30 protein-coding genes and 5 pseudogenes are annotated in these 25,256 nt (G+C 68.3%); 15 read left to right on the top strand and 20 right to left on the bottom strand.

The window, feature by feature from the left end:
• Positions 1-112: 112 nt before the first annotated feature.
• Positions 113-1,996 carry an ABC transporter ATP-binding protein gene (locus ACP4E5_RS41600; RefSeq protein ID WP_425842061.1) on the bottom strand — a complete coding sequence of 628 codons (1,884 nt, stop codon included), beginning with the start codon at positions 1,994-1,996 and terminating at the stop codon, positions 113-115.
• A 187-nt stretch (positions 1,997-2,183) separates the two neighbouring features.
• Between ACP4E5_RS41600 and bglX the strand changes: the two genes are divergently transcribed.
• Together bglX and ACP4E5_RS41590 are read left to right on the top strand one after the other, a co-directional pair.
• Positions 2,184-4,457 carry a beta-glucosidase BglX gene (gene bglX / locus ACP4E5_RS41595; protein ID WP_425838960.1) on the top strand — a complete coding sequence of 758 codons (2,274 nt, stop codon included), beginning with the start codon at positions 2,184-2,186 and terminating at the stop codon, positions 4,455-4,457.
• An 87-nt stretch (positions 4,458-4,544) separates the two neighbouring features.
• On the top strand, positions 4,545-5,345 hold the full coding sequence (locus tag ACP4E5_RS41590) for a crotonase/enoyl-CoA hydratase family protein (protein ID WP_425838958.1): 801 nt from the start codon (positions 4,545-4,547) through the stop codon (positions 5,343-5,345).
• 88 nt (positions 5,346-5,433) lie between these two features.
• On the opposite strand, the gene ACP4E5_RS41585 is transcribed toward ACP4E5_RS41590, so the two are convergent.
• Entirely contained in the window at positions 5,434-6,291 is an 858-nt protein-coding gene (locus ACP4E5_RS41585) for a GNAT family N-acetyltransferase (RefSeq protein ID WP_425838955.1), read from the bottom strand.
• Positions 6,292-6,427: 136 nt separating this feature from the next.
• Between ACP4E5_RS41585 and ACP4E5_RS41580 the strand changes: the two genes are divergently transcribed.
• Positions 6,428-7,252 (top strand): SAM-dependent methyltransferase, encoded by an 825-nt coding sequence (locus tag ACP4E5_RS41580; RefSeq protein WP_425838953.1) that lies wholly within the window; start codon positions 6,428-6,430, stop codon positions 7,250-7,252.
• Positions 7,253-7,386: 134 nt separating this feature from the next.
• Positions 7,387-7,563, top strand: a complete 177-nt coding sequence (locus tag ACP4E5_RS41575; RefSeq protein WP_425838950.1) for a hypothetical protein — start codon at positions 7,387-7,389, stop codon at positions 7,561-7,563.
• A 25-nt stretch (positions 7,564-7,588) separates the two neighbouring features.
• Here ACP4E5_RS41575 and ACP4E5_RS45815 read toward each other — a convergent pair whose 3' ends face one another.
• The gene (locus ACP4E5_RS45815) at positions 7,589-7,666 is read right to left on the bottom strand and encodes a 50S ribosomal protein bL37 (protein ID WP_466231358.1); all 78 of its coding nucleotides are present in this window, start codon (positions 7,664-7,666) and stop codon (positions 7,589-7,591) included.
• Positions 7,667-7,805: 139 nt separating this feature from the next.
• On the opposite strand from ACP4E5_RS45815, the gene ACP4E5_RS41570 reads away from it, so the two are divergent.
• Positions 7,806-8,711: an aminoglycoside phosphotransferase family protein gene (locus tag ACP4E5_RS41570; RefSeq protein ID WP_425838947.1), complete on the top strand. Its 906-nt coding sequence runs from the start codon at positions 7,806-7,808 to the stop codon at positions 8,709-8,711.
• Between the two features lie 57 nt (positions 8,712-8,768).
• Here the strand turns inward: ACP4E5_RS41570 and ACP4E5_RS41565 are convergent.
• Positions 8,769-8,894 (bottom strand): annotated as a pseudogene (locus ACP4E5_RS41565) (YceI family protein); the annotation flags it as partial.
• Positions 8,895-9,017: 123 nt separating this feature from the next.
• Between ACP4E5_RS41565 and ACP4E5_RS41560 the strand changes: the two are divergent.
• Positions 9,018-9,161: a helix-turn-helix domain-containing protein gene (locus tag ACP4E5_RS41560; protein ID WP_425838944.1), complete on the top strand. Its 144-nt coding sequence runs from the start codon at positions 9,018-9,020 to the stop codon at positions 9,159-9,161.
• 191 nt (positions 9,162-9,352) lie between these two features.
• On the opposite strand, the gene ACP4E5_RS41555 is transcribed toward ACP4E5_RS41560, so the two are convergent.
• From ACP4E5_RS41555 to ACP4E5_RS41545, 3 genes are read right to left on the bottom strand one after another with little or no spacing between them, the layout of a single operon-like run.
• A complete protein-coding gene (locus ACP4E5_RS41555) occupies positions 9,353-9,544 on the bottom strand; it encodes a hypothetical protein (protein ID WP_425838941.1) in 192 nt (63 codons plus the stop codon).
• Positions 9,541-9,702 (bottom strand): hypothetical protein, encoded by a 162-nt coding sequence (locus ACP4E5_RS41550; protein WP_425838938.1) that lies wholly within the window; start codon positions 9,700-9,702, stop codon positions 9,541-9,543. Before ACP4E5_RS41550 ends, ACP4E5_RS41555 begins: the two co-directional genes overlap by 4 nt.
• On the bottom strand, positions 9,699-9,947 hold the full coding sequence (locus ACP4E5_RS41545) for a hypothetical protein (protein ID WP_425838935.1): 249 nt from the start codon (positions 9,945-9,947) through the stop codon (positions 9,699-9,701). The genes ACP4E5_RS41550 and ACP4E5_RS41545 overlap by 4 nt, the downstream gene beginning before the upstream one ends.
• A 37-nt stretch (positions 9,948-9,984) precedes the next feature.
• Between ACP4E5_RS41545 and ACP4E5_RS41540 the strand changes: the two genes are divergently transcribed.
• The 4 genes and pseudogenes from ACP4E5_RS41540 to ACP4E5_RS41525 form a co-directional block, all read left to right on the top strand.
• The gene (locus tag ACP4E5_RS41540) at positions 9,985-10,458 is read left to right on the top strand and encodes a DNA-processing protein DprA (protein WP_425838932.1); all 474 of its coding nucleotides are present in this window, start codon (positions 9,985-9,987) and stop codon (positions 10,456-10,458) included.
• A gap of 25 nt (positions 10,459-10,483) precedes the next feature.
• Positions 10,484-11,818, top strand: coding sequence for an NsdA family TPR-like regulatory protein (locus ACP4E5_RS41535; protein WP_425838930.1), 1,335 nt, complete (start codon positions 10,484-10,486; stop codon positions 11,816-11,818).
• A gap of 270 nt (positions 11,819-12,088) precedes the next feature.
• A complete protein-coding gene (locus ACP4E5_RS41530) occupies positions 12,089-12,634 on the top strand; it encodes a transposase (RefSeq protein ID WP_425838927.1) in 546 nt (181 codons plus the stop codon).
• Between the two features lie 41 nt (positions 12,635-12,675).
• Positions 12,676-13,605: pseudogene (locus ACP4E5_RS41525) on the top strand (IS3 family transposase); the annotation flags it as partial.
• Positions 13,606-13,797: 192 nt separating this feature from the next.
• On the opposite strand, the gene ACP4E5_RS41520 reads toward ACP4E5_RS41525, so the two are convergent.
• Positions 13,798-14,694 (bottom strand): SDR family NAD(P)-dependent oxidoreductase, encoded by an 897-nt coding sequence (locus ACP4E5_RS41520; RefSeq protein WP_425838924.1) that lies wholly within the window; start codon positions 14,692-14,694, stop codon positions 13,798-13,800.
• A gap of 51 nt (positions 14,695-14,745) precedes the next feature.
• On the opposite strand from ACP4E5_RS41520, the gene ACP4E5_RS41515 reads away from it, so the two are divergent.
• A complete protein-coding gene (locus ACP4E5_RS41515; protein WP_425838921.1) occupies positions 14,746-15,312 on the top strand; it encodes a TetR/AcrR family transcriptional regulator in 567 nt (188 codons plus the stop codon).
• A 54-nt stretch (positions 15,313-15,366) separates the two neighbouring features.
• Positions 15,367-16,199, top strand: a protein-coding gene (locus tag ACP4E5_RS41510) for an IS5 family transposase (RefSeq protein WP_425842058.1) whose coding sequence is annotated in 2 segments (ribosomal slippage) — positions 15,367-15,862 and positions 15,862-16,199 — 834 coding nt in all. Because the reading frame shifts where the segments join, the coding sequence is not laid out codon by codon here.
• A 9-nt stretch (positions 16,200-16,208) separates the two neighbouring features.
• Here the strand turns inward: ACP4E5_RS41510 and ACP4E5_RS41505 are convergent.
• Entirely contained in the window at positions 16,209-17,123 is a 915-nt protein-coding gene (locus tag ACP4E5_RS41505) for an alpha/beta hydrolase (RefSeq protein ID WP_425838918.1), read from the bottom strand.
• A 107-nt stretch (positions 17,124-17,230) separates the two neighbouring features.
• Between ACP4E5_RS41505 and ACP4E5_RS41500 the strand changes: the two genes are divergently transcribed.
• Entirely contained in the window at positions 17,231-17,665 is a 435-nt protein-coding gene (locus tag ACP4E5_RS41500) for a MarR family winged helix-turn-helix transcriptional regulator (RefSeq protein ID WP_425838915.1), read from the top strand.
• A 66-nt stretch (positions 17,666-17,731) separates the two neighbouring features.
• Here the strand turns inward: ACP4E5_RS41500 and ACP4E5_RS41495 are convergent.
• Positions 17,732-17,851 (bottom strand): annotated as a pseudogene (locus ACP4E5_RS41495) (IS630 family transposase); the annotation flags it as partial.
• 405 nt (positions 17,852-18,256) lie between these two features.
• Between ACP4E5_RS41495 and ACP4E5_RS41490 the strand changes: the two are divergent.
• Positions 18,257-18,445 carry a CsbD family protein gene (locus ACP4E5_RS41490; protein ID WP_425838912.1) on the top strand — a complete coding sequence of 63 codons (189 nt, stop codon included), beginning with the start codon at positions 18,257-18,259 and terminating at the stop codon, positions 18,443-18,445.
• 316 nt (positions 18,446-18,761) lie between these two features.
• Here the strand turns inward: ACP4E5_RS41490 and ACP4E5_RS41485 are convergent.
• From ACP4E5_RS41485 to ACP4E5_RS41445, 9 genes and pseudogenes are all read right to left on the bottom strand, one after another.
• A pseudogene (locus tag ACP4E5_RS41485) lies at positions 18,762-19,192 on the bottom strand (IS30 family transposase); the annotation flags it as partial.
• A complete protein-coding gene (locus tag ACP4E5_RS41480; RefSeq protein WP_425838909.1) occupies positions 19,095-19,775 on the bottom strand; it encodes an IS3 family transposase in 681 nt (226 codons plus the stop codon). The pseudogene ACP4E5_RS41485 and the gene ACP4E5_RS41480, both read right to left, overlap by 98 nt.
• Positions 19,757-20,071, bottom strand: a complete 315-nt coding sequence (locus ACP4E5_RS41475; RefSeq protein WP_425838906.1) for an IS3 family transposase — start codon at positions 20,069-20,071, stop codon at positions 19,757-19,759. The genes ACP4E5_RS41480 and ACP4E5_RS41475 overlap by 19 nt, the downstream gene beginning before the upstream one ends.
• A gap of 62 nt (positions 20,072-20,133) precedes the next feature.
• Positions 20,134-20,439, bottom strand: coding sequence for a transposase (locus ACP4E5_RS41470; RefSeq protein ID WP_425838903.1), 306 nt, complete (start codon positions 20,437-20,439; stop codon positions 20,134-20,136).
• Between the two features lie 1,005 nt (positions 20,440-21,444).
• The gene (locus ACP4E5_RS41465; RefSeq protein ID WP_425838900.1) at positions 21,445-21,711 is read right to left on the bottom strand and encodes a hypothetical protein; all 267 of its coding nucleotides are present in this window, start codon (positions 21,709-21,711) and stop codon (positions 21,445-21,447) included.
• Complete coding sequence (locus ACP4E5_RS41460; protein ID WP_425838897.1) at positions 21,708-22,013, bottom strand: hypothetical protein; 306 nt, start codon at positions 22,011-22,013, stop codon at positions 21,708-21,710. Before ACP4E5_RS41460 ends, ACP4E5_RS41465 begins: the two co-directional genes overlap by 4 nt.
• A gap of 28 nt (positions 22,014-22,041) precedes the next feature.
• The gene (locus ACP4E5_RS41455) at positions 22,042-22,410 is read right to left on the bottom strand and encodes a hypothetical protein (RefSeq protein ID WP_425838895.1); all 369 of its coding nucleotides are present in this window, start codon (positions 22,408-22,410) and stop codon (positions 22,042-22,044) included.
• A 123-nt stretch (positions 22,411-22,533) separates the two neighbouring features.
• Positions 22,534-23,693, bottom strand: a pseudogene (locus ACP4E5_RS41450) (IS3 family transposase).
• A 103-nt stretch (positions 23,694-23,796) separates the two neighbouring features.
• Entirely contained in the window at positions 23,797-24,051 is a 255-nt protein-coding gene (locus ACP4E5_RS41445; RefSeq protein WP_425838892.1) for a hypothetical protein, read from the bottom strand.
• 304 nt (positions 24,052-24,355) lie between these two features.
• Between ACP4E5_RS41445 and ACP4E5_RS41440 the strand changes: the two genes are divergently transcribed.
• Complete coding sequence (locus tag ACP4E5_RS41440; RefSeq protein WP_425838889.1) at positions 24,356-24,643, top strand: hypothetical protein; 288 nt, start codon at positions 24,356-24,358, stop codon at positions 24,641-24,643.
• 63 nt (positions 24,644-24,706) lie between these two features.
• Here ACP4E5_RS41440 and ACP4E5_RS41435 read toward each other — a convergent pair whose 3' ends face one another.
• On the bottom strand, positions 24,707-25,048 hold the full coding sequence (locus ACP4E5_RS41435) for a hypothetical protein (protein WP_425838887.1): 342 nt from the start codon (positions 25,046-25,048) through the stop codon (positions 24,707-24,709).
• Between the last annotated feature and the right edge of the window lie 208 nt (positions 25,049-25,256).

Below are 25,256 nucleotides of genomic sequence, written 5' to 3'. Positions count from 1 at the left end.
CGGACGTATTGGGAACTCCACGCCCCTGTGACGGGTGGGCAGATCAAGCCCCTGCGGCGATTGAGCAGCGGGGCCCGGGGCAGAGCCCCGAGACCGCAACCACGGCGCCCGGTCACGCCGCCTCCGCGACCTCCGCTCCGCCGAACTGCGTCCGGTACAGCTCCTCGTACCGGCCGCCGCTCTCCACCAACTCCTCGTGCGTGCCCCGCTCCACGACCCGCCCGTCCTCCACCACGAGGATCTGGTCCGCGGACCGGATCGTCGACAGGCGGTGGGCGATGACGACCGCCGTACGCCCCTCCAGCGCCTCGGCGAGAGCCTCCTGCACGGCCGCCTCCGAGGTGTTGTCGAGGTGCGCGGTGGCCTCGTCGAGGATGACGACGCGCTGGCGGGCGAGGAGCAGCCGGGCGATGGTCATGCGCTGCCGCTCCCCGCCGGAGAGGCGGTAGCCGCGTTCGCCGACGACCGTGTCGAGGCCGTCCGGCAGGTCGCGGACGAGCGCGTCGAGGCGGGCGCGGGTCAGGACGTCCCACAGGTCGCTCTCGCTCGCTTCGGGGCGGGCGAGCAGCAGGTTCGCGCGGATGCTGTCGTGGAAGAGGTGTCCGTCCTGCGTGACCATGCCGAGCGTGGCGCGCAGCGAGACGGCACTGGCGTCGCGCACGTCGAGGCCGCCGATGCGGACGGCCCCGCCATCGGTGTCGTAGAGCCGCGGCAGCAGTGACGCGATGGTCGACTTGCCGGCTCCGGACGAGCCGACGAGCGCCACCGTCTGGCCGGGTTCGGCGCGGAAGGAGACTCCGTGCAGCACCTCGGCGCCGCCGCGTGTGTCGAGGGTGGCGACCTCTTCGAGCGACGCCAGCGACACCTTGTCGGCGGACGGGTAGGCGAAGCGGACGTCGTCGAACTCGACGGCGACGGGGCCGTCCGGGATCGCGCGGGCGTCGGGCTTCTCGTCGATGAGCGGCTTGAGGTCGAGCACCTCGAAGACCCGCTCGAAGCTGACGAGGGCGCTCATGACCTCGACGCGGGCGCCGGCGAGCGAGGTGAGTGGCGCGTACAGGCGGGTCAGGAGCAGCGCCAGGGAGACGACCGCGCCCGCCTTCAGGGTGCCGGTCAGCGCGAACCAGCCGCCGAGTCCGTAGACCAGGGCGAGTGCGAGCGCGGAGACGAGGGTCAGCGCCGTGACGAACGCCGACTGCGCCATGGCGGTGCGGACGCCGATGTCGCGCACCCGGCGCGCGCGTTCCGCGAACTCGGCCGACTCGTCGCCGGGGCGCCCGAACAGCTTGATGAGGGTGGCGCCCGGCGCGGAGAACCGCTCGGTCATCCGCGTCCCCATGGCCGCGTTGTGCGCGGCGGCCTCGCGCTGGAGGCGGGCCATGCGGGAGCCCATGCGGCGGGCGGGAAGCACGAAGACCGGCAGGAGGACGAGGGCGAGCAGCGTGATCTGCCAGGACAGCGTCAGCATGACGGCCAGGGTCAGGATGAGCGTGACCACGTTTCCGACGACGCCCGACAGCGTGTTGCTGAAGGCGCGCTGCGCGCCGATCACGTCGTTGTTGAGGCGGCTGACCAGGGCTCCCGTGCGGGTCCTGGTGAAGAAGGCGACGGGCATGCGCTGTACGTGGTCGAAGACGGCCGTCCGCAGGTCGAGGATGAGGCTCTCGCCGAGGTTCGCCGAGAGCCAGCGGGCCAGCAGCCCGATGCCCGCCTCGGCGATCGCGATGACCGCGATGAGGAGGGCGAGGCGGATGACGTGGCCCTCGTCGTGACCGCTCACGATCGCGTTGACGACGGTGCCCGCGAGCATCGGGGTCGCCACGGCGAGCAGTGCGGTCAGGATGCTCAGGAACACGAACTGGGCGATGCGGCGCCGGTGCGGCCGGGCGAAGACGGCGATCCTGCGAAGGGTCGCGCGGGCGAAGGGGCGGCCTTTCGGGCCGCCGTCCTGTGCATTCATGACGCTGTGCAGCTGCGTCCAGGCTGTGGTCTCCATGCTCATGTCGATGAGGTTAGAACCTCAAGCAATCTTGAGGTCAAGACCGAAGGTCACGAACGAGGCCGAACGCCGGCCGACATCCCGGTCGCATCTCTTGACCCTCAGGTAACCGGAACGTAACTTCGCTTCAATTCTTGTGCCCGCCACACAAGTTGCGGGCCTCGGTCTATCGGGAAGCGAACACATGCCGCAGCTGCACAGGCGTACCCTGCTGTCCGCGATCGGCGTTACCGCCGCCGCTAGTGCCGTCGTGACCAGCCAGGCCAGTGGCGCGACCGCCGCGGTCAGGGGAAAGCAGAACCCGTACGAGGCCAAGGTCCAGAGCCTCCTCGCACGTATGACTCTCGAAGAGAAGCTGGGCCAGCTCCAGCAGCTCCCCTGGTCCTACGACCTCAATCCGGGCTCGGGCACGACGAAGGCGGTCGAGGACGCGGCGCGGGCCGGGCGGGTCGGTTCGGTGTTCAGCATCTTCGGCGCGAAGACCACCAACGAGTTGCAGCGCCTCGCCGTCGAGGAGTCCCGGCTCGGCATCCCGCTGCTGCTCGGCCTCGACGTCATCCACGGCTTCTGGACGAACTTCCCGATCCCGCTCGCCCAGGCGTCCAGCTTCGACCCGGACGTGGCCCGCGCGGACGCCGAGGTGTCGGCCAAGGAGGCCCGCTCCAACGGTGTGCACTGGACGTTCGCCCCGATGATGGACGTCACGCACGAGCCGCGCTGGGGCCGCATCGCCGAGGGCAACGGCGAAGACCCTTATCTGACAGCCCAGTTGGCGGCGGCCAAGGTGAAGGGCTACCAGGGGTCTGGCTACGGCTCGAAGGACACCGTCGCCGCGTGCGCGAAGCACTTCGTGGCGTACGGCGGCGCGGAGGGCGGGCGCGACTACAACACGGTCGACGTGTCCGAGTCGCGTCTGCGCAACCTCTATCTCCCGCCGTTCAAGGCGGCGTTGGACGCGGGCGTCGCCACGGTGATGGCCTCCTTCAACACGATCAGCGGCGTCCCGGCGCACGGCAACGCGCACACGCTCACCGACATCCTCAAGAAGGAGTGGGGGTTCGAGGGGCTCGTCGTCAGCGACTACACGGGCGTTCAGGAGCTGATCGCGCACGGCTTCGCCGAGGACGGCGCGGACGCGGCCCGGCTCGCCCTCAACGCCGGCGTCGACATGGAGATGACCAGCACCAACCTCCTCACCAACGGCAAGAAGCTGGTGCGCGCCGGGAAGATCAAGGAGCGGCGGATCGACGACGCGGTGGCCCGAGTGCTCCGCCTGAAGTACGAACTCGGCCTGTTCGACGACCCGTACGTGGAGGAGTCGAAGGCGATCGACGAACCGTCGGCGGAGGCCCGCAAGGCGGCGCGCACGGCGGCGTCCCGCTCGATGGTCCTGCTCAAGAACGAGCAGGGCGCGCTCCCGCTGAAGAAGTCGGCCAAGTCCCTCGCCGTCGTCGGCCCGTTCGGCGATTCCTCGGATCTGCTGGGTACGTGGGTGGTGCCCGCGTCGGCCGAGAAGTTCCCTTCGGTGAAGGTGCTCGACGCCGTGAAGAAGGCGGCGCCCGGCGCCAAGGTCACGTACGCGCGCGGCGTCGACCCGGAGGGCAAGGACACCAGCGGCATCGCCGACGCGGTGGCCGCCGCCAAGTCGGCGGACGTCACGGTCGTGGTCGTCGGCGAGCCGCCGTCGATGAGCGGCGAGGCCGCGGCCCGCAGCGACATCTCGCTGCCGGGCGCGCAGGAGAAGCTGATCGCGGCGATCGCGGAGACCGGCAAGCCGTTCGTGGTGGTCCTGGTGGGCGGCCGGCCGTTCACCGTCGGCGACTGGCTGGACAGCGCGCCCGCCGTCCTGGAGGCCTGGCACCCCGGCATCGAGGCGGGCAACGCGATCGCGGACGTCCTGTTCGGCACGGTCAACCCCGGCGGCAAGCTGCCGGTGTCCTTCCCCCGGACGACCGGCCAGATCCCGATCCACTACAACCACGAGTCGACGGGCCGCCCGTACGACAAGGACAACAAGTACACGTCGAAGTACCTGGACCTGCCGCCGACCCCGCAGTTCCCCTTCGGGTACGGCCTCAGCTACACGACGTTCGCCTTCGGCACGCCGAAGCTGAGCCGCGCCTCGATCCCGGCGGCCGCGCTGCGCAAGGGCGACACCTTCGAGGTCTCCGTCGAGGTCCGCAACACGGGCTCGCGCGCGGGCGACGAGGTCGCGCAGCTGTACGTACGCGATGTGGCGGCCTCGCTCACCCAACCGGTGCGCAGGCTCCGCGGGTTCAAGCGGGTCACGCTGGACGCGGGCGCGTCGACGACGGTCCGGTTCCGGCTCGGCGCGGAGGACCTGGGCTTCTGGACGAACGACTCCAGCGGCGAATTCCGGGTCGAGGAGGGCGCTTTCGAGCTGTACGTGGGGAACAGTTCGACGGCGGATGCGAAGCTGAAGCTCACCGTCAGCTAGGTCCTGTCGTTCGGTCCTGCCGTTAGGACCTGCCGTTAGGACCAGGCCATAGCCGGCCATAGCCCGCCCCTCCGAAAGGTTCCCTTCATGTCGCCCGTCCGCGTCGAACGCCAAGGCCCGGTCACCACGGTCGTCCTGTCCCGCCCCGAGGCCCGCAACGCGGTCGACGGGCCGACGGCGGCCCAACTGGCGGACGCCTTCCGCGCGTTCGAGGCGAACGACGAGGCGCGGGTCGCCGTGCTGTGGGGCGAGGGCGGCACGTTCTGCGCGGGCGCCGACCTCAAGGCGATCGGCACGGAGCGCGGGAACCGGGTGGCGGAGGACGGGGAGGGGCCGATGGGCCCGACCCGCCTCCGCCTGACGAAGCCCGTCATCGCGGCGATCGCGGGCCACGCGGTGGCGGGCGGCCTCGAACTCGCCCTCTGGTGCGACCTGCGGGTCGCCGAGGAGGACGCGGTGTTCGGCGTCTTCTGCCGCCGCTGGGGCGTCCCGCTCATCGACGGCGGCACGGTCCGCCTCCCCCGCCTCATCGGCGAGAGCCGCGCGAGCGACCTGATCCTGACCGGCCGCCCCGTACCGGCACGGGAGGCGTACGAGATCGGCCTCGCGAACCGCCTCGCACCGCCCGGTGGTTCCCGCGCGGCGGCGGAGACGCTCGCCGCGCAGATCGCCGCCTTCCCGCAGGACTGCCTGCGCAGCGACCGGGCGTCCCTGCGGGAACAGCACGGCCGGGACGAGGCGGCGGCGATGGGCACCGAACTCCGGTACGGAATGGGTGTGTTGGGTGGGGCGCTCGAAGGGGCGGGACGGTTCGCGGCGGGGGCGGGGCGGCACGGGACGTTCGAGGACCATGGGGGCCATGGGGGCCACGGGCCGGGGCGCGACTGAGGCTGTAGCGCCACTGAAGGCGGACCGCAGCTGATCCCACCCCAGCTCAAGAGCCGACTTCCCCCGAGCTCAAGAGCTGACTAACACCTCACCCGAGCTCAAGCGTCGTCACGGCGAAAACCCGCTCCTGGGCGAACTCCCGGACCGGCCCGGTGTACATCCGCGCCGTCTCGAACCCCGGCACGAGACCCCGCCCCTCCGCGAGGGCGACCGCCGCTGGGTTCGAGGCGGGCACATCCAGGCCGACCGGCCGCCCCGCCGGAGCGAGCGCGTCGAACAGGGCCCGCGCGTCGTCCGCCGTGTCCGCGAACAGCGGCCCGATCCGGGGCATGTCCTGCCCCTCGCGCAGCACGCCGTACCCGGTGACGCGCCCGCCGACGACACGGGCGCGGGCCACGTGCCCCTCCGTGGTCAGCCAGGACTCCAGGAAACGGGGCCGGTCCGCCGGGTAGCAGCCGCTGTCGTACGCGAGGAGTGGCGCGAGATCGCCGTCGACCGGCACGACGCCGTCGGCGGTCCCGGGAGCTGCGCCGGTCGCGATCCCGGTGAACCGGACGGTCCGGTGGGCGAGTTCGAAGCCGGACTTGCGGTAGTTGCCCTGCTGGGCGACGACACCGTCCAGGCCGACGGTGCGCCCGCCCGCGTGCGCGAGCCCCGCCTTCCAAGTGGCGATGCCATGGCCGAGGCCGCGCAGGTCGGGACGGACGAGGTAGCAGCCCAGAAAGGCGTACGCGTCCCCGTAGTTGACGACGGAGACGGCCGACACCGGTTCGCCGTCGATCCGGCCGAGGAAGAACCCCTCGGGGTCCTGGGCGAAGAAGCTCACCCCGTCCGCCAGGCCGGGGTTCCAGCCCTCGTCGGCGGCCCACCCGCGGATCACGGGCCAGTCGTCGAGCGTGGCCCGGGAGATGTCGAGGCGTGCGGGACGCCGGGGGACGTCACTCATGCGCGGTGCTCCTGTCGCAGATTCCACTCCGACCCGCCATCCTCTCCCATTGCGGCCACACACTTCACACACGTACGGCAGGATGCTCGTGCACCTGCCCGAACATCCCCGGACGACAAGGGAGTTGCTGACCTCCATGCCCTCGACGCCCGACACTTCCCCCACTCCACCGCGCATCGACACCAGCAGGCCGCACCCGGCGCGGGTGTACGACTGGTACCTCGGCGGCAAGGACAACTATCCGGTGGACGAGGAGCTCGGCCGGCAGATCACGACGCTGGAGCCGACGTCCAAGTACGTTGCGCGGCACAACCGTTGGTTCATGCACCGCGCGACCCGGATGCTCGCGGCGCGCACTGGCGTCACCCAGTTCCTCGACATCGGCACCGGCATCCCGACCGAGCCGAACCTGCACCGCATCGCCCAACTCGCGGCGCCCGAGGCGAGCGTCGTGTACGTCGACAACGACCCGATCGTGCTGCGGCACGCGGAGGCGCTGCTGCGCGGCACGCCGGAGGGGGTGACCCGCTACGTCCAGGCCGACGCCCGCGAACCGGCCCGTATCCTCGAACTCGCCCGCGAGATCCTGGACTTCGAGCGCCCGATCGCGGTGTCGCTGATCGCGCTCCTGCACTTCATCCCGGACGATCAGGGCGCGTACGACATCGTGCGCACCTTCGTCGACGCGCTGCCCTCCGGGAGCCACTTGGTCCTGTCCCATGTGGCGTCGGACTACGACCCGTCGCGCACGCAGCAGGCGATCGACATGTACGCGGCCGGCGGGGTCACGCTCGCGCCGCGCACGCACGCGGAGATGACGAAGTTCTTCACAGGGGCCGGACTAGAACTCATGGACCCCGGTGTGGTCTGGCTCCCGGACTGGCACCCGGAGTTGGCCGTCGACGAGGACCGGGACGGCTCTCCGGTCCCGATGTACGGGGCGGTGGGCCGCAAGGGCTGAAGTGGCGTACGGGACCAGGCGACTTGACCGGGACAGGAGTCATCTGGTTGACAGGCATGACGAAACTCACACATGGCGATAGCCACGTGACGGACCGCAGCGAATAGGCGTACGGATCCCCTACGCTCTTTCACATGTCCGCCATCCCAGCCCCACGCACCGTCCGGTCCGCCGACGTGGTCAACGAGCAGATTCGTGACCTGTGGGCGCGCACGGGTGGGCACCTGAACCCCGAGGACCGCGCCGAGTACGAGACGCTGGTCACGGAGTGGGCGGCCGCGATCGGCGGTGGGGTCGCGCAGCGCGCGTGACCCCGCCCCGCGGCCGCCTCCGCAGTCAGGACTGCGGACGAGAGCCGTGATTCGCCGCGTGCTTACGGCGCGCTTTCTTCTTCCGACGACGCTTCGAGGACATGGGACCTCCCGGGGAGGAAACGGGCATTTCGCCTGTTAACCCTTCCATGGGGGCCGCCCGGCCGCGAGCGGACGCCTGACACCCAGCGAGGAACGAGAGCCACCGCGAGCCGCCCGCCGCCTCAGTACTGTGGCTTCGCATGACCGACACCGAGATCGAGATCACCGCAGACCTGGTCCGCGACCTGCTCCTCGAGCAGCATCCGGACCTCGCGGGGCTGCCCGTCCGCGAGGTGGCGGGCGGCTGGGGCAACCGAATGTGGCGCCTCGGGGACGGGCTGGCCGTGCGCATGCAGCGCATGGACCCCACGCCGGAGCTCCAGCTCAAGGAGCGGCGGTGGCTCCCCGAGCTGGCTCCGCGCCTGCCGCTCCCGGTGCCGACCCCGGTGCGGTTCGGCGAACCGTCCGAGCGTTTCCCCAAGCACTGGACCGTGATGACGTGGGTTCCCGGCGAGCCGCTGGACCACGGCTCGATCAGCCGCGGCGCCCACGCGGCCGACACGCTCGCGGGCTTCCTCCGGGCGCTCCACGTGGAGGCGCCCACCGGGGCGCCGGTCGCCACGGACCGCGGCGGCCACCCCAGGGACGGCACGGACGGCTTCGAGAACTTCCTCCAGGCCGTCGCCCCCGCCGACATCGCCGACATCGCCGCCGACGTCCGGGGCGTCTGGGACGACGCCGTCGCGGCCGACGCGTGGCACGGCCCGCCGGTGTGGGTGCACGGCGACCTCCACCCCGCGAACGTCGTCGTCTCGGACGGAACGCTCGCGGGCATCGTCGACTTCGGCGATCTCTCCGCCGGCGATCCTGCGTGGGACCTCGCCGCCGCATGGGTGCTGCTCCCCGCGGGCACGGCCGCACGGTTCTTCGACACCTACGAGCGAGCGGATGAGGCGGCGATCCGGCGCGCCCGGGGGCTGGCCGCCGTGAAGAGCCTCTTCCTGATGCTCATGGGCCAGAACGGAGCCCGCGGCCTTCCCGGCGGCAAGCCGCACTGGGGCCCCGCCGGCCGGGCTGCGCTCGATCGCGTCCTGAAGGGGGTCTGAGGTCACCCCACGCGGCGACGCCGGGCCGCGCGGCCCGGCGGCTGCGCCCCGCCTCGCCTACTCCGGCGGCGTGGGCGTGTCCGCGCTGCGGTACATGGCCTGGATGTCGAGTTCGAGCTTGACCGTGGGGCCGACGACCGCGATGCCCTTGGCGAGCATGGTGCGCCAGTTGAGGGTGTAGTGACTGCATGGGGTGTGTAAATCGGATGCAACTACGCTCTGTGTTCCGCGCTTTCGGTACACACGCCACGACCTGCCCGACAGGCCGTCGGCCACCGCATTCGCGTCCGGCGCCTGCACCTGAACATGACCCAGGAATCCCTGGCCCACGAGTCCGGCCTGGACCGCAGCACCATCCAACGGATGGAAGCCGGCCAGGAGATGAAGCTCAGCCACTTGCTGCACGTTGCGCACGCGCTGCGGGTGCACGTTGCCGACCTCCTCCACTAGGGACGGGTCGCGCGGGGTCTGGGCACGGCGGGCGCTTCTTACTTTCGCGTTCAATGTCATATGCCGTAACCCGTGCACAGTACAAGAGTCCTGGCACTCTTTTCACACCCCGTGTGTACCACCCGTCATGCCACGTAGTGCGTGGAGGCCCGCCCGCCACCGGAAAACCGCCGTAGGTGGCGGGCGGGAGTTCAGTCGAACTGGGTCTCGCCGTCGCGCCACGGCCACCGCACGCCCGGCCGGCGCCCCTTCGAGTCGGTGACGCCGGACAAGTAGTCGTAGTGGTCGCCGTCGTGCGCGGGTGGCTCGGTGCATCGGATGACGTCGCCGGGCTTGCGGATGAAGCACACGTGGGTGATCTCGACGCGCGGGTGGGTTTTCACGTCCGCCTCCCCTCGTCGGTTCGGTAGTTGCGGGCGTGCTCGGGGCAGGCGTACACGGCGCGCCCGGTGCCGCTGGACGTGGCGCGCGCGACGACGACGGCATCGTTGGTGAGCTTGCCGCAGTGGCAGCAGTGTCGGGGCTCGTGGATGACGGTCATGGCGCTGCCTCGACTGTGGCTCCGAGGAGGTAGGCGATGCGGTCGGCGCATGCGGTTTCGTTGCCGCGGTCGCCGATCTCGTAGTCGAACCCGGTTACGTAGTGGCCGCGTCGGAGGACGACTTCTTCGGAGAGGAGGCTGCTGATCGGGTTGGTGACCTGGAGGCGGTTCTCGGGTGCGCAGACGGCGATGGTGAGGCCGCGCGCTTTGAGTTCGTCGACTAGGTTTTGCAGGTCGGTGTCCACGTGAAGACGATCTCAATGGGCTGGTGGGGTACGGGATATGACATCCAGTGACACGGAGTTGATCATGCGGACGGTGGCTGTCACCGGGACCCGGAACACAGGGCATCGCAGCCCCGCCGAGTACGCGGACCTGTTCGCCGACTACCTGGGCCCGTTCGCCGACGCGCACTTCTACATCGGCGGCGCGAAAGGCATCGACAGCCTCGCCCTGCTGTGGCTCGCCGGGAACACTCAGGCCGCCATCACGATCGTCGTGCCGGGCCGCGTCGACCAGCAGCCGGCCGAAGCCCGGCAGGCCATCACCCGTAGCCGGGACCGCATCAAGGGCATCATCGAGTTGAAGGCGGTCGAGTTGCGGTCGTTGGCGTATCACGAGCGGAACCGGTACATGGTCGACCGGGCGTCGATGGTGGTCGGGTTTCCGCACCGGGATGAGGCGGAGTCGGGGACGTGGCAGACCCTCAACTACTGCGCCCAGCTGGGGCGTCCTCGATTGATCGTCCCCATCTAGGGGTATTTCGCGCCATGATGGCTGAGTGGACGACAGAACGGCGGGGGCTGCCGCACTGAAGCGGCTGCGCACACGGCGCGGCCTGTCCCTGTCCGGGCTCGCCCACGCGCTCCTCGACTCGGCTACGGCACTGCATCTGCGACACATGCCGTCCGTCGCCTCGGTGCAGCGCAACGTGTCCCGGTGGGAAGCCGGAACAGCTATGCCCGACGGCCGCTACCAGCTGCTCCTCGCGCACGTGTACGCGCGCACACCCGGCGGGCAGGCGTCGCTCGGCGCAAGCTCCGACCTTGCGGAACTCCTCCACGCGTTGGGCCTGTTCGGAGAGTCGGAGCGGCAGGTCGCCGATGCGCGGACCGCGGTCATCCGTGCGGTGACCGATCAGGGCGGGGCGGGCATGCTGGCGCTCCTCACGCCGGGCGCCCAGGACACGCTCGCCGCGGCGATAGCGGACCCGTCCCGTACCGACGACACCGTGTGCGAGGCCCTGTCGGCGGCGGTCGTGAACGTCAACTCGGAGGTCGGCAGCCTGCCGTTCGTGCGCCTTCAACTGCTGCTGTCCCCCACGGTGGAGGCGTGTCGGCGGCTGCTTGCCGGGCCTGTGCCTGTCGAGCTCCTGCCACGTTTAAGGGACACTGCGGTCGCCGCCTCCACCCTCGCCGGCCGACTCGCGTTCGAGACCCGTGACGACACCGCGTCCCGCGCCCTCTACCGGGAAGCCACCCGGCAGGCCGGTGAGCTGTTGGAGCCGTGGCGGCAGGCCCGGGTTCACATGTCGCACGCCCTCGTCACCCTGTACTCGCAGGACGGGCTGGACCAGCCGCGTGCGCTCGTCGACTCGGCGGTCCGTGCGGCCCGCTCCGGGGACAGCGTCCTGGTGCGGGCGCGGGCGCATGCGTTGCAGGCGGAGATCGCGGCACGGGCGGGCCTCGACCGGCAGACGGACGCTGCGCTGGGGTTGGCCTGGTACGACATGGAAGCCGACCACACCAGCGACCCGTCGGCGACGTCGTTCACGGCCGGGCATCTGCGCGGCTTCGAGGGCGTCTGCCAGCTGTGGGTGGGGGATCCGTCGGTGGCGCACGACCAGTTCTCTCACTCGGTCGCAGCGTTGGAGGGGCGGCGGGAGCAGGTGCAGCGGGCGATCGTGCGCACCGACCAGGCCCTCGCCCGGATCCGCATGGGTGAGCCCCGGGATGCGGCTGGGCTGTTGCACGAGTGCGTGACCGCGGCGTCGACGACGGGCGGCCGAGTGCCTGCGATCCGGTTGCGTCGTGCCCGCCGGGAGTTGCGGCCGTGGCGGCGGGAGGACTGGGTGCAGGATCTCGACGATCACCTGATGGACGTCCTCGGCACGTGATCGGAATATGCCGGTTTCGCTGCCCTATGGATCACTGTCAGTGGGGCGGACTAGCGTGGTCCACATGCCCCCCACTCCCCCGGCCCCTGGGCCTGTGCGCTCTGCTGCTGCGGTGAACGCGGAGATCCGTGCGCTGTCAAGCTCCGTTCCGATCACCGCCGCACCCTGGTCCGACAGCGCACCGCCATCGCCAACAAACTGCGCTGGTTCCTGCACGAGATCGACCCCGAGCTCGCCGTCCCTTCGCGCGGCCTGAAGCGCCTGTGTGTCTTGGACAGCTTGGAAGCGGACCTCGCCGACTGGTGCGGCGTGGTGGCGGAGATCGCGTTGGACCTGGTCCAGGAATGCCGGCGCCTGACCGTGCGCATCAACGCGATGGAGTCCCAGCTACGGCAGTTGGTGCGCAAACTGGCCCCGAACCTGCTGGCGGTGCCCGGATGCGGGGTCCTGTCGGCGGCGATGATTCTCGGGGAGACCGCCGGGGCCGCCCGCTTCAAGTCCAAGGACGCCTTCGCCCGGTTCAACGGCACCGCCCCTATCCCCGTCTGGTCCTCCAATACGGTCCGCGTCCGCCTCAACCGGGGAGGCAACCGCACCATCAATAGCGCCCTGCACATGGCTGCGGTCACCCAAGTCCGCAGGGAGGGGCGTGGTGCCGCGTACTACGCCAGGCAGATCGCCGCGGGAAAGACCGTGAAGGAGGCCCTGCGGCTGCTGCGACGCCGAATCTCCGACCGGGTCTTCCGGGCCCTGCTGGCCGACGAGGCGGCCCGTGACGACCAGCAGATCATCCAGGAACTTCCGCAGGCTGCTTGACATAGAAGCATCGCCGAGCTCGACCGGCCACACACACGCTCGTAGCGTTCATCGACGAGCACAAGGGCCGCTTCGGCGGCGTCGAGCCGATCTGCCGGGTCCTCACCGACCACGACTGCAAGATCGCACCCTCCACCTACTACGCCCACCGCAAACGCCAGGCCGCACCCGCGGCCCGCACCATCCGTGACACCGAGCTGAAGCCCTTGATCAGGGATGCGTACGAGACCAACTACCGGGTCTACGGCGCCAGGAAGATCTGGCGGCACCTGAATCGGCAGGGCCATCCCGTGGCCCGCTGCACCGTCGAACGCCTCATGCGCGACCTCGGCATCACCGGCGCCGTCCGCGGCAAGAAGGTGATCACCACGACCCCGGATCCGGCCGCGCCCAGGGCGCCGGACCTGGTCGACCGCGACTTCGTCGCCGACGCACCGAACCGCTGCTGGGTCGCGGACTTCACCCACATGGCGACCTGGACCGGTGTCGTCTACGTCGCCTTCGTCGTGGACACCTTCTCGCGCCGCATCGTCGGCTGGTCGGCGGCCAGCACGAAGGAAACCCGGCTCGCTCTGGACGCGCTGGAGATGGCCCTGTGGCGGCGCGACCGCGATCAACACCACTATGTGCGGGGCGAGTTGATACATCATTCGGATGCCGGGTCCCAGTACACCTCGTTCAAGCCGGCCGAACATCTCGACGTCGCCAGCATTGCGGCGAGCATCGGCTCGGTCGGGGATGCCCTGGACAACGCCCTGATGGAGTCGACCATCGGGCTCTACAAGACCGAGCTGATCAAGCCGCAACGGCCCTGGAGGACGCTGTCCCAGGTCGAGCTGGCCACCGCCGAGTGGGTCGACTGGTACAACCACAGCCGACTCCACGGTGAGATAGGGCACATCCCACCCGTCGAATACGAAGCAAACCACTACCTCAACACCACGAAACCCCAGGTCACACCCAGTATCTGAGATCTCTACCGAACCCGGAACGGTTCAGACCGTGTCCTGCGCGGTGAGGCCGCCATGATCGTTCCCAGCATGTCTAGCCCATGGCGGGCGAGCGAGCAACGCACATTGCCGGGCCCTCGTGGTGACCTGCCAGTCGGTCGTACCGAGTGAACGGCTGAGTAGGGGCGGGGGTGATCGGGGATGCGGGGCTCTTCAGGCTCCCGTGACTTGGCGAGACGCATCCATCACGGCCTTTTGGATCACAGCATCCGTGCGGATGGCGTACCTGTCTTGAAAGATACCGGGCTTGTTCCACATGAAAGCCGAAGCCCCTTCGCCGGCAAGGAGCGCCTGCACGACGTTCTGTGCTGCCTTTTCAACACTGTTGGCCAGCAGTGGCGCGGTCAGCGCGACATAGGCCTTGACGAACCAAGGGGCTTGGTCGAAGATGCCGGTCCTGACGAGCCCGGGGGTTACGCAGCCGGCGAAGATCTTCGGGTGGGTCTTGGTGAGGTAGTCCGCGTAGTACATGCACGCGCCGTTGACCTGAGAGACCGCCGTCCGGAAATTGAACCGTTCGAAATACGGGAACAGTTCCGGGTCGAGCTTGGGAACCTTGCTCAGATTCGCCGTGAGCATGACGATTTTGGGGTGCTCTGCCAGAAGCAGCTTCGGGACGAGCAGCTGTGTCAGGTGGTAGCGGCTGAGGTAGCTCAGGGCAAAGAAGAGCGGGAGGCCGTCGGCTGTCCTGGTGTCGCTCGTGTCGAACACAGCCGCCGAGTGCAGCAGCCCGTCGATGCGATCGGTCAGTTCATCGACCCGCCGCGCCGTGTCCCGGACGCCGTCGTGGGTCGAAAGGTCCACGGGGAGGAAGCTCGCCCGGTCACGAGCCTGGCCGAATGATTCCAGAGCCGTCTCACCCTTCAGCTTGTCTCGCCCCAGGAGGACGACGCGATGGCCCGCGGCCAGGAGTTCACGAGCCGCTTGGAGCCCTATGCCGCTGTTTCCGCCAGCAATGACAAATGTCTTCATGATCCAGTGACCTCCGCGGCGCGCATGGGGGACGGCGACGCCCGAATTAGCGTCAGAGACCGACACCTTAAGCGTCATAGTCTGACGCTACACCGTGTCAGGCTCTGACGTAAATGTTAGGATGCGCTCATGCCTAGAAGTGGGGAAGACGCACGTCGGCGCCTCCAGCAGGCCGCAGTCGAACTGTTCCTGGCGAACGGCTTCGACCAGACGCCCGTGGAAGCGATCGCTGCACGTGCTGGTGTCACCGAGCGCACCTTCTACCGCCACTTCGCCGACAAGCGCGAGATGCTCTTCGACGGAGAGAGCGAACTACGCGACCGGCTCGTCCAGGCCGTTGCAGCCGTTCCGCACGGCATGAAACCGCTGCCCACCCTGCGCGCTGCCTTCCAAGAAACGGTGCCCCTGTTCGAACGCAACCGCCCGCTCACCGAGCCCGGCGCCCGGCTCATCGCCCAAACCCCGGCTCTCCAGGAACGCTCTCTGGCCAAGCGGGCCCTTTTGGTCGAAGCTTTGACCGATGCCCTCAAGGCCCGTGGCGTCGATGCCCGCACGGCTCCCTTGTGTGCGCAAGTCGCCATGGACACCTTCGCTGCGGCCACTCATCGGTGGATGCAGGAACCGTCAGTTCCCCTCCACGACCAGCTTGACCAGGCCTTCCGAGAACTACGCCTGGCCTCCGCCGCTCTCAAATAGCCTCCCGGGCCTTGCAGTCCGTGTGACGCTCAGCGCGGCCTCTTGGGCGGTGTCCTGTGCGGTGAGGCGGACGTTGAACCGGTATGGGGCTGGATCGTGCCGGACGGTTTGTGGGAGAACGCAAGGCCGCTGATCCCACCGTCGAAGGTCCGTGGGCAGGGCGGTGGTACGCAGAACACGCCTGATGAGACGGTGTTTGCCGCGATCATCTATGTACTGGTTAGCGGGTGCGCCTGGCGCATGCTGCCGCCGTGCTTCGGAATATCGAAGTCGACGGCCCACCGACGGTTCGTGATCTGGTCACGGGCAGGGGTGTGGGGCCGTCTGCACGAGGCGATTGTGCACCGGCTGGACGACGCTGACCTCGTCGACCTCTCCCGTGGCGTACTCGACTACGCCCACGTCAGGGCCCAAAAAGGGGGCGAACACACAGGTCCGAGCCCCGTGGACCGGGGCAAGCCGGGTTCCAAGATGCACGTCCTGTCGGACGCAAACGGACTGGCCCTCCTGGTCGGTGTCTCGGGTGGGAATGTCCATGACAGCGAGGGCCAAAGCCGATGGTGACCGGTCACCACACGAGACACGACCCCCACCGCGGCCGGTACTTCAAGATCCAGCGGCTGCATGCCGACAAGGCCTACGACATCCCTCACCTGCGGAAATGGTTACGCGGCAAACGTTTTGGTGTCCGTATCGCCCGTAAGGGCATCGAATCCAGCGAACGACTGGGCCACCGCAGGTGGGTGCTCGAGCGCACGATGTCGTGGCTGTCCGGCTACCGCAGACTCAGCCCCCGCTACGAACGCAATCCACGCAACTACCTGGGCTTTCTCGGCCTCGCCGCGGCCATGTGCCGCTACAAACGACTCGTCCGCCTCACCACATAGGACACGGTCTTACAGGTTGTTCGCATAGAAGCTGGTGAGTCGTTCGACGGCGGCGTCGACGTATTCGGGTTCGTCGTACATCTCGTAGTGGCCGGCGCCGTCGATCACCATGAGGTCGACGGGGTTGGGGGCCAGCTTCCACAGCTGCATGCCGGTTTCGTAGGAGCCGGTGTTGCCGATGCGTCCGGCGAGGATGACCTGCAGTGGCTGGGTCATGAGCTGGTCGACCAGGTGGAACGCGTCGTAGCCGAGCAGGAGGGAGTCGCTGCGCGAGAGGCGGCGGTTGGTGGAGTGCTCGCAGCCACCCCGCTCGGTGCGGTAGTAGGTGATGGCCTGGGTGGTGTCGATGTCGGTCAGACCGGCTGCCGCGGCGTCCTCCAGGGTGTCGGGCAGCCAGTTCACACGGGTCATCTCGCCGGAGCGTGTCTCTTCGATGCGCGCGTCGGCGAGGGCGTCGAGTGCGGCGGCCGGGCCGTCGGGCTGGAAGCTGCGGAACGAGGTGCCCATATTGCCGGGGACTACGGTTCCGACCGCCTTGATGCGGTGGTCCGTGCGGGCGGTGTGCACGGCGTAGCCGCCGCCGGCGCAGATGCCGAGGACGCCGATGCGCTGCGGGTCGATGCCGGGGATCGTGCCGAGTGCGTCGATGGCGTAGGAGAGGTCCTCACCGCGGCGGTAGGGGTCTTCGAAGTCGCGGGGCTCGCCTCCGCTCTGCCCTTGGTGAGCCGGATCGAAGACGAGCACCGCGATGCCGCGGGCGGCGAGGCGGGACGCGTAGTTCGCGCCGATCTGCTCCTTCACGCTGCTGCCGGGCGTGGAGAGCACCACGGCGCGCAGCGGCGCGGTGCTGTCGGCGTTGTCCGGCAGGTGGAGGTCGGCCGCGAGCTCGATCGGTCCGCGCGGGATCGTGAGGTGCTTAAGCATGCGTGGCTCCTTCGGTGAGATTGTTGTTCCATAGGAGTCCAGTACGGAATGGCATCTTGTACGATCTAGAACTAATACGAAACCGTACCACCTGAATGGAGACTCGCATGCCGGTCGACGGGGCGCAGCTGTGGACGCTGAATCAGCGGCTGCTGGGCGTCGTGATGGACGCCTGCACCCGGGAGCTGGCGGAACTCGGGTTGGAGACGAAGGAGTTCTTCGTCCTGGCCGAGGTGGAGGCATCGCCGTACCCTGCCGAGATCGCGACTGCGCTGCTGCTGCCCAAGGCGAGCGTGACGGTCTACGTTCGCAACCTCGTTACCAAGGGCTTTGTCCGCCGCGAGATCGACGAGGCGGACTTGCGGCGTCATCGGCTCGTACTGACCGCCGAGGGCACGCAAGCACGCGATCGAGCACTTGCAGCGCTCGCGGCGGAGTACGACCGCAGGCTGGCGATGGTTACCCCCCAGGACCGCGTCGAGCTGCAACGTATCCTCAAAGCGATGCTCGCCTCGCCCGCGTCAGGCCGTACGCACGAGTGATTCGTCTGTCCGGTGTTCTGCTGCACCTTCGGGCTACGACCGCATGGATTCGTCAGACCGTTCAGCGTTCTTCTTCGCCCAGCGATGGATGTCGGCGTCTTTGTGGGCGGACAGGTTGTCCAGGGTCACGTGGATCGGGGCGCCGTCTGGCCGGGCAGCACGGATCGATTTCAGCGCGGCCAGCGTGCGCCACCCGAGAACAGGCCCACCAACTCATCGGATTCCTCATGGACGCCCTGTCAGGCCCACGACCGTGACCTCACCCGGCGTCGCCCTCACAGGTCGAACGCGACCCACGAACCGATGAGATGCCACAGGCCCTACTCCAAGCCACCGAAGGTGTTGGCCGTGTTCTCGCGCTGGCGTCTACGGGGCAATCTCTAACTGCAGTTCAGAGAAGTGACCAGGCCGAAGCTGATGGCCCCCGACCAGACCGTGTGGGGCATGACGTACCTCCGAGACAGCCCGAGAACCCCAGCCTAGGCACAACGGAAGCTTCCGGCACGCTCAGCGACCGCTCCAGATGCGGCCCCCCACCAGGCGCTCATACCGTGGCAGGAATCCTCAGCCCCACCACGCAAGGGAGTAGTCATGGGCGACAGCGCCATGGACAAGGCCAAGGGCAAAGCCAAGGAGATGGCCGGCAAGGTCACCGGCAACGACCGGATGAAGACCGAAGGGCAGACCGACCAGGCCCGCGGCAAGGCCAAGGACGGCGTCGAGAGCGTCCGCGACAAGGCGGAAGGCGTCCGCGACTCCCTGCGCAACGACGACGAGTAGCCGTTCGCGCGCCGTGCCCTCCCGCGATACGGGAGGGCACACGCATGTACACCGGCGGGATTGTCAGTGCCGTGTCCATGATTGTCGATATGGCGATCACGATGGATGACTACGGCTGACCTGGACCGACAGCGACGGCAGAAACCATGCCCCCGTCTGCCACTACGACAAGGGCAGCGCCGAAGACCGGAAAGCCGAGCTCGAGGCCGCCGGCTGCACCGCGGTCGAGGTCGTGGCGGTCAAGGTCGGGCAGGTGCTGCAGCCGAAGGGCTGACGGGCACGTGTCGTTGCCGACCGCGGCGGGCGGACCGTGAGACTGCTCGGCCTTGATGCCGTCGGGCAGCGCGACGATGGCCGTGTAGCGGCTGCTGCGCTCGACGAGCGTGGCAACGGCCGAGGGCCGGGTGCCCATCACGAGGTCACCTCCCAATGGCCCGGGAACTTGCGGTCTTCGACCTCGGAGGGGCGGGCGGTGATGGACACCATGCCGCGGATGATGCCCCGCCCCGTGGGCCGGCGGGCGATCTTCGGACGGCGCATGGGCCTGCCTGACCGCAGCTTCTGGGTGAGGCTGCGGTCGATCGCCTGGCGCCGGCGGGGATCGTAGAGCGAGAGTTAGATCGCTTCGTGCGAAATCTGCATGAAGGCGTCACCAGGAAACTGTCGTCGCAGCCATCCTGCGATCTGCTCGGACGACCAGCACAAAGCAAGCTTGGCCTCCACCAAGGCGCGCAGAGCGGGCCGTTTGAAGTTCCCCCATGGCCATGGACAGCGGGTACTTACGCTGCGGGGTGAAGTCGTGCTGCAGTCGGGCGCGAGTTTCGAGTGGGGTGATGTACCCGAACTCGGGGTGCCGGCGGAGTCTGCTGCGGTTGTACTCGACCTCGATGAAGCGGAAGACATCGGCGCGGGCTTCGGCCCGGGTCGCCCATACGCTGGTGCCGATCTCGGATTTCAGCACGGCGAACCCGCTTTCCGCTGCGGCATTATCGTAACAGGAGCCGACACGGCCCATGGATTGCCGCATACCCAACTCCCTTATCCCTGTGCGGAATTCCTCACTCGTGTATTCCGATCCGCGGTCGGTGTGCATGACGCAGCCGTCCTCCAGCCGCCCCCGGCCGGCTGCCATCCGCAGCGCCGCCACCGGCAGCTCGGCCCGGTGATGGTCCGCCATCGCCCAGCCGATCACTTCACGCGTGGCCAGATCGATGCAGGTCGCCAGATAGACCTTGCCCTCGGCGGTGACCAGTTCGGTCATGTCGCCGACCAGACGTATGCCCGGCCGCGGCGCGGTGAAGTCCCGCCGGATCAGGTCGGCGGCGAACACCGCCCCTTCTTCGCCTGCCGGGTCAGCCCGCGCCGTCGGCGCCGGGTAATCCCGACGATGCGGTGCTCGCGCATCAGCCGCTCGACCTTCTTCGCGTTGACCACCCGCCCGGCCCGGCGCAGGGCAGCATGGATCCGCGGGACGCCGTAGGCACCCCGCGAGCCGGCGTGCAACACCCGTATCACGCCGACGAGTTCACCTTCCGCGAGCTGTCGCGCCCTGACGGCGGCCCTCGCATCCCGCCAGGCGTAGTACGCCGAGCGGGACACCTTCAGCGCCTGGCACAGGAACGCCACCGGACGGCCACCCGGATTGCTCTCGGACGCCTTCTCCGCATCGATGAACGCGTAGCGCGCAGCTACGTCGTCTTCTGCTGCGCGAAGAAGGCGGTCGCTTTTCCCAACACTTCGATCGTGGCTTCCTGCTCACGGACCTTGCGGCGCAGGCGGGCCAGTTCCTCGCGCTCGGCCGTGGTCAGTGCGCCGGCCGGCCCCTCGCCCCGGTCGATCTTCGCCTGCTTCACCCAGTTCCGCAGGCCCTCCGGGCTCACGCCCAGGTCCCGGGCGACCTCGGTGACCGTCTTGCTTGACGACAGCGCCAGCGCGACCGCGTCCCGCTTGAACTCGGCCGTGTACCGCTTACTCGTATTGCTCTTCTTGCTCACTACCTGTGACTGCTTCCTCCGGGACCTTCCGTCCCAGTATCAGTCTGTCCAGGTCACGGGGGGAACCTCAGTGGGGCTGTCAGCAGCCGTTGGGGTTGGCCCCATCGGCTCCGGGGTTTCGGCCGTCTGCTCCGGGGTTGCGTCCGTCGACTCCCGGGTTCTGGCCGTCTGCCGTGCCGTCGGCTTCCGCTTCGCAGCACCAGAGCGGCTTGTGCAGGGCTCCCGGGGTGGCAGCCTGAACGTGACGGCGCCACCTACTCCAGTTGAGCTTCTTGGCCAGCATTAGCCCCCCTTGGGCAGCAGGTACGTTCCCGGGGTGTTCATCGTCGTGGTGACGCTCGGCTCCGTCGACTGTTCCGGCGGTGAAGATGCTGTGCCTGAGCTGCCGATTCACGCTACTTCCGGCCGGTGCGTCGCCGGCACCGCCGTTCGTCTGCCGTAGGTGAGCGGGTTGCTCCACGCCATCGGCACGAAGCACGGTCCCGCCACCGATCGAAAGCGATGGGGTCCTTCATCTCATCGTCGTCGAAGATGGGTTCGCACTGCCTGAGCAGTCTGTACTACCTGTTCCTGCTTCCGCAGCTTCCTTCGAGCGCCTCGCGGAGGCGGAGCTCATCTTCGCAGAGGCGCAGGTACAGCACGCATGCCTTGCGAATGCCAGAGTCGTCTGAGACCTGGTCCGGGCTGGGTCGATCTGTAGTGCAGCAGCGTGCGTGACCACGGCGGTGTCGACGCGCTCCACGGGGTTGCCGCGCGGTGAGGGCTGCGTGATCAAACATGCCGATGATGTCCCAGTAGCGCTCGAAGTAGGCGTTCTCGAGGTCCCGCAGTCGCGCCTTCGCCGTACTACGGAGGGCTGTGTAGACGCCGATGCCAGCGAGAACAACCGTTACTCCCCCACCGATGAGCTGTCCCAGATCCACCAGATCCGCCATGGCGACCTCCTGGGCGTGCTCTTCCAGGATGGTCCTGTGTCGGCTGGGGCGCGCGTTGGCCCGCTGTTCGTCAGCTACCACCTAGCGGGGGGGTGATCTCAACGACAGTGACGGTGACCTCGTTGTCGTTGATGGTGACTACGACGATGAGCCGGCTGAGTCCTGCGGTGCGCATGCGGACGGGACTGTCGGGGACTTCGAGTCCGTAGGTGTCGGTGATCTGCTCGGCTTCGCTGGGGAGCCGGTCGAAGAGGGTGATGAGCTCGGCTTGGTCGGCCACGGGCAGCGTGGCGATTTGGCGCCGGATGCTGGGTGGGACGATGAGCTCGTAGGTCACGCCGCGTTAGTCTGCCGTTTCGCTACGTTGTCGCGCAGCTGGTTGAGGAAGTCGCTGGTGCTGCCGTCGTCCGCGTACTCGGGGGGCAGCTCGCCGCCGTGGTCGCGCGCGTATTCCAGGATGCCGTCGAGGCGAGGGACGGTCTCCCCGCGCCAGCGTTCGACGAAGCGCTGCCAGCGTGCAAGCACGTCGGGCAATTCGGGCAGCGGGGTGAGGTTGACCTCACGTAGAAACGTCTGCCGGGTGTCGGCAGCGGGGATGGCATGGGCGATGGCGTCGATAGTCCACGGCTGCTCGATCATCGGGCGCCTCCTTGCCAGCGTTCTCGGCCTAGGCCACCACCGTAGCGTCTGCCCGGCCGGGCGGGCGGCCGACCGGGCCAAGGCGCCGGAATGGTCGGGCGAGGTAGGCGGAGAGGCCGTTCCGCGCCCGGCAAGCGGTGCGTGCGGCGACAAGGCATCGCAGCACGTCAGAGAACTGCTGGCCCCGGTAGACGTGGATGCCGAAGACGATGTCCCATGCTGCGTCAACTTCCGCGGGCTGGCATTCGGCCCTGGTGCCGTAGTGCGCAGCGAGGCTCAGATCGAGGGCGTCCGTGGGGAGCCGGCCCGCGCGTGTGGGCGGGAGTTCGAGCGACGCCGCGATGTAGTCGACGATGGTGTCGAACTCCGTGCCGGTGTGCTGTCGCACCTGATCCATCTGGGCGTGGGTCACGTGTAGCCGGTGAGGCCAGTTTCTCGCTGGGCCGAAGCGGGTCGGGTCTGATGCAGCTTTGGGTGACAGGTTTGACCTGCCCCACCATTTGGGCTCCAGTCGCGGTGACTAACCGGCAGCAGAGATGGTGTCGTTCTTGGAGAGTAGTTCGTACTCGATGGGGGTGCGGTAGCCCAGTGCTGAGTGTCGTCGCTGGCGGTTGTAGAAGATCTCGACGAACTCGAAGATCGCGTTGGCCAGTTCGACCCGGGTCTTCCAGCGCTTGCGGTTGAGCAGTTCGATCTGCATCGAGGACCAGAACGATTCCATCATCGCGTTGTCCAGGCCGTCCCCGACGGTGCCGAACGACGGCAGAAGGCCGGCGGAGCGGATCCGCTCCCCGAAGACCCAGGAGGTGAACTGGGTGCCGTGATCGGCGTGCACGATCCCGCCCGGCTTGGGACGGCGGTTGCGGATGGCCATGTCCAGCGCGTTGACCACGAGGGTGGCGTCCGCCCGTGAGTCGATGGACCAGCCCACGATCCTGCGGCTGAACGCGTCCAGCACCGCCGTGCAGTAGACCCACCCTTCCCTGGTGCGGTGCTGCGTGATGTCGGTGACCCACAGCTCGTCGGGACGCAACCGGTGGAACTTGCGATTGACCAGGTCACCGGCACTGACGATGCCGCGCAGGTGCTTGATGCGCACCGGTCCGGGCAGGCCGTGGATCCCGGCCTGTGTCATCAGCACCGACACGGTTCTGGTGCAGACCTGGATGCCCATGCCCAGGGTGAGTTCGGCGTGGATGCGGCGGTAGCCGTAGGTGCCACGGGAGGCGACGTGGACCTCCCTGATCAGCCTGGTCAGCCAGTCCCGTCGCAGCTGCCGCGGGGTGGTCGGTGTGCGTTTGTGCTTGTAGTAGTTCTGCCGGGCGACGCCAAGGATCCGGCAGCATCGGTCGACCGGTGCCCCGGCATCGACGATTCGGTCGATCACCGGGTAGAGCCTTTTGGGTGGGGCTTGTCCTGGTCGAGGAACGTCGCCGCCTGCCGGACGATCCCCAGCTCGGTTTCCAGCTCACGGATCCGTCGGCGGGCGGCCCGCAGCTCGGCGGACTCGCTCGACGGCGTTCCCGGCCGCCGCCCGTGGTCGATGTCGTCCTGCCGCAGCCACTTCGACAACGTGACGGGATGGATACCGAGTTCGACGGCGGCCCGCTTGGCCTGCTTGCCGGCCCGGACCAGGGCGATGGCCCGCGCCCGGAACTCCGGAGGATAGGGGCGAGGCATGACTGTCAGCCTTCCGTGAAGGGCCGTCAGTTAGCCACCAGAACTGGAACCCAGGACGTGGGGCAGGTCAAACCTGTCACCCAAAGCTGCATCAGACCCGTGATCAGGTTTTGGCGATGGTGGCCAGTGCCTTGCTGACATCGCCTATCGCTTTGAGGATTGTACTGTTCGGCTTCGAGACGTCCCGGGCGAGGCCGGTGAGGGCGGTGATTGCTGCGGCGAGGTCGCTGTTGCTTTGGGCGAGGGCGAGGTTTGTTGTGGCTTGCGCTCGGGCGATGTCGTCGGGGTGCGCTGTACGTTCGCTGGCTTTGCGGACTGCGCTCTCCGCCTTGGTGATCAGATCCCTGGTCTGCGGCATAGGTCCCCCTCCGCGTTCGTTGTGGCGTGCCCCGGCCAAGGTAAGTGCAGGGTGCACACGCCGCCAGAGGGCCTCACGCCGCTAGGCGGGCGGGAGTTGGAACACCGGCGGCTCCTGGCTTGCTAGTTGGCGGTCGTGAGTGGCGGGCGAGCGTCCCGAAGGAGGCAGGGGCTGTCGCGGAAGCGAATGCGGGCAGGGTCGGTGACATCATCCGTGCGGTGCTGGGCTAGGCGTCGTGCACGCTGGCCAGTGCGTGAGTCAGTCCCTCACGGAAGGCAGGAGAGTGCCCCGAGGCCGTGACAAGATGAAGTACTTCAATGTAGACGGCACCGAGCTGTCGCTTTATGCCAGCGGGGCCGCACGGCTGGCCCACGTGGAAGAGCACGCCCCCGTCGGGCGATTCCTGAACGCACCCACGGGACGGGAGTGGGGCCCGCTGGACGTCCGCAAGATGCAGGACACCGGCCTGTGGACGGTCGAGTGGCTGGAACCCGGTGACACCAAGCGGGAGGGGGCCTGGCTCATCGTCGGCCTGACCACATTCGGGCGCAACGTCCTCGCCAACTGGCGCAAGCGTCAGAACGCACAGTGAACTGGACGTCGAGAGCACGGTAGCTGTGCTGTCGAGGCTCGCCGCCCAGATGCCGTCGCGGCCTCAATAGTTCCAGCAGGTTCGGCACCGCTTGAGGACGCCGCCGTCCAGCAGCTTGGCCTCCAACTCTGGCATCGGCCGGAAGCCCTCTGCGCCCTCGCGAGTGTGCGTGGTGCGACTGCAGGGGTCTGCGGCTCGGTGGTAGACCGTGCGGCGCGCCCCTAGGCTGCTCCGAACAAGAACTTTGGGGTCGCTGACCTCTCGGCGTTCTTCCTGCTGCGCCTGTGCGATGCGTGCGTCGAGGTCGGCAAGCCGCCCATCGAACTCGTCGCGCTGGCGCTTCTGTTCGGCGAGGAACGCGTTGATGAGCTGCTGTCGCTCAAGCTCGAGTGAGTATGAGTGCATGGTCGATCACTCCCGTATCAACTGCTAAGCACGGATAGCACTTCAGCAACTCCGTGTATCCGGACCGGTGGTGGTAGTTGGTTGAGCTGCGGATACAAGGTCGAGAGTTGCGTTCACTCGCCCTCCTTCTCGAGCGGCCAGCGGGCGCCGTCTGCGGCGCACTCGGCGACGGTGGGCCCGTCGTGGCAAGGGATGCCGCGGCCTGGTG

Source organism: Streptomyces fractus (assembly GCF_049844455.1).
In the GTDB taxonomy this organism is placed as follows: domain Bacteria; phylum Actinomycetota; class Actinomycetes; order Streptomycetales; family Streptomycetaceae; genus Streptomyces; species Streptomyces fractus.
This window is presented reverse-complemented; position numbering and strand designations above follow the sequence as displayed.

What these genes read in the sequence shown, in the direction of transcription:
- ACP4E5_RS41575 (WP_425838950.1), top strand. Translation starts at nt 7,387, where the DNA reads ATGTCCGCCATCCCAGCCCCACGCACCGTCCGGTCCGCCGACGTGGTC.
- bglX (WP_425838960.1), top strand. Translation starts at nt 2,184, where the DNA reads ATGCCGCAGCTGCACAGGCGTACCCTGCTGTCCGCGATCGGCGTTACC.
- ACP4E5_RS41580 (WP_425838953.1), top strand. Translation starts at nt 6,428, where the DNA reads ATGCCCTCGACGCCCGACACTTCCCCCACTCCACCGCGCATCGACACC.
- ACP4E5_RS41550 (WP_425838938.1), bottom strand. Translation starts at nt 9,702, where the DNA reads ATGACCGTCATCCACGAGCCCCGACACTGCTGCCACTGCGGCAAGCTC.
- ACP4E5_RS41600 (WP_425842061.1), bottom strand. Translation starts at nt 1,996, where the DNA reads ATGGAGACCACAGCCTGGACGCAGCTGCACAGCGTCATGAATGCACAG.
- ACP4E5_RS41505 (WP_425838918.1), bottom strand. Translation starts at nt 17,123, where the DNA reads ATGCTTAAGCACCTCACGATCCCGCGCGGACCGATCGAGCTCGCGGCC.
- ACP4E5_RS41540 (WP_425838932.1), top strand. Translation starts at nt 9,985, where the DNA reads ATGACATCCAGTGACACGGAGTTGATCATGCGGACGGTGGCTGTCACC.
- ACP4E5_RS41500 (WP_425838915.1), top strand. Translation starts at nt 17,231, where the DNA reads ATGCCGGTCGACGGGGCGCAGCTGTGGACGCTGAATCAGCGGCTGCTG.
- ACP4E5_RS41520 (WP_425838924.1), bottom strand. Translation starts at nt 14,694, where the DNA reads ATGACGCTTAAGGTGTCGGTCTCTGACGCTAATTCGGGCGTCGCCGTC.
- ACP4E5_RS41490 (WP_425838912.1), top strand. Translation starts at nt 18,257, where the DNA reads ATGGGCGACAGCGCCATGGACAAGGCCAAGGGCAAAGCCAAGGAGATG.
- ACP4E5_RS41570 (WP_425838947.1), top strand. Translation starts at nt 7,806, where the DNA reads ATGACCGACACCGAGATCGAGATCACCGCAGACCTGGTCCGCGACCTG.
- ACP4E5_RS45815 (WP_466231358.1), bottom strand. Translation starts at nt 7,666, where the DNA reads ATGTCCTCGAAGCGTCGTCGGAAGAAGAAAGCGCGCCGTAAGCACGCG.
- ACP4E5_RS41440 (WP_425838889.1), top strand. Translation starts at nt 24,356, where the DNA reads ATGAAGTACTTCAATGTAGACGGCACCGAGCTGTCGCTTTATGCCAGC.
- ACP4E5_RS41445 (WP_425838892.1), bottom strand. Translation starts at nt 24,051, where the DNA reads ATGCCGCAGACCAGGGATCTGATCACCAAGGCGGAGAGCGCAGTCCGC.
- ACP4E5_RS41590 (WP_425838958.1), top strand. Translation starts at nt 4,545, where the DNA reads ATGTCGCCCGTCCGCGTCGAACGCCAAGGCCCGGTCACCACGGTCGTC.
- ACP4E5_RS41585 (WP_425838955.1), bottom strand. Translation starts at nt 6,291, where the DNA reads ATGAGTGACGTCCCCCGGCGTCCCGCACGCCTCGACATCTCCCGGGCC.
- ACP4E5_RS41515 (WP_425838921.1), top strand. Translation starts at nt 14,746, where the DNA reads ATGCCTAGAAGTGGGGAAGACGCACGTCGGCGCCTCCAGCAGGCCGCA.
- ACP4E5_RS41460 (WP_425838897.1), bottom strand. Translation starts at nt 22,013, where the DNA reads ATGATCGAGCAGCCGTGGACTATCGACGCCATCGCCCATGCCATCCCC.
- ACP4E5_RS41435 (WP_425838887.1), bottom strand. Translation starts at nt 25,048, where the DNA reads ATGCACTCATACTCACTCGAGCTTGAGCGACAGCAGCTCATCAACGCG.
- ACP4E5_RS41455 (WP_425838895.1), bottom strand. Translation starts at nt 22,410, where the DNA reads ATGGATCAGGTGCGACAGCACACCGGCACGGAGTTCGACACCATCGTC.
- ACP4E5_RS41560 (WP_425838944.1), top strand. Translation starts at nt 9,018, where the DNA reads ATGACCCAGGAATCCCTGGCCCACGAGTCCGGCCTGGACCGCAGCACC.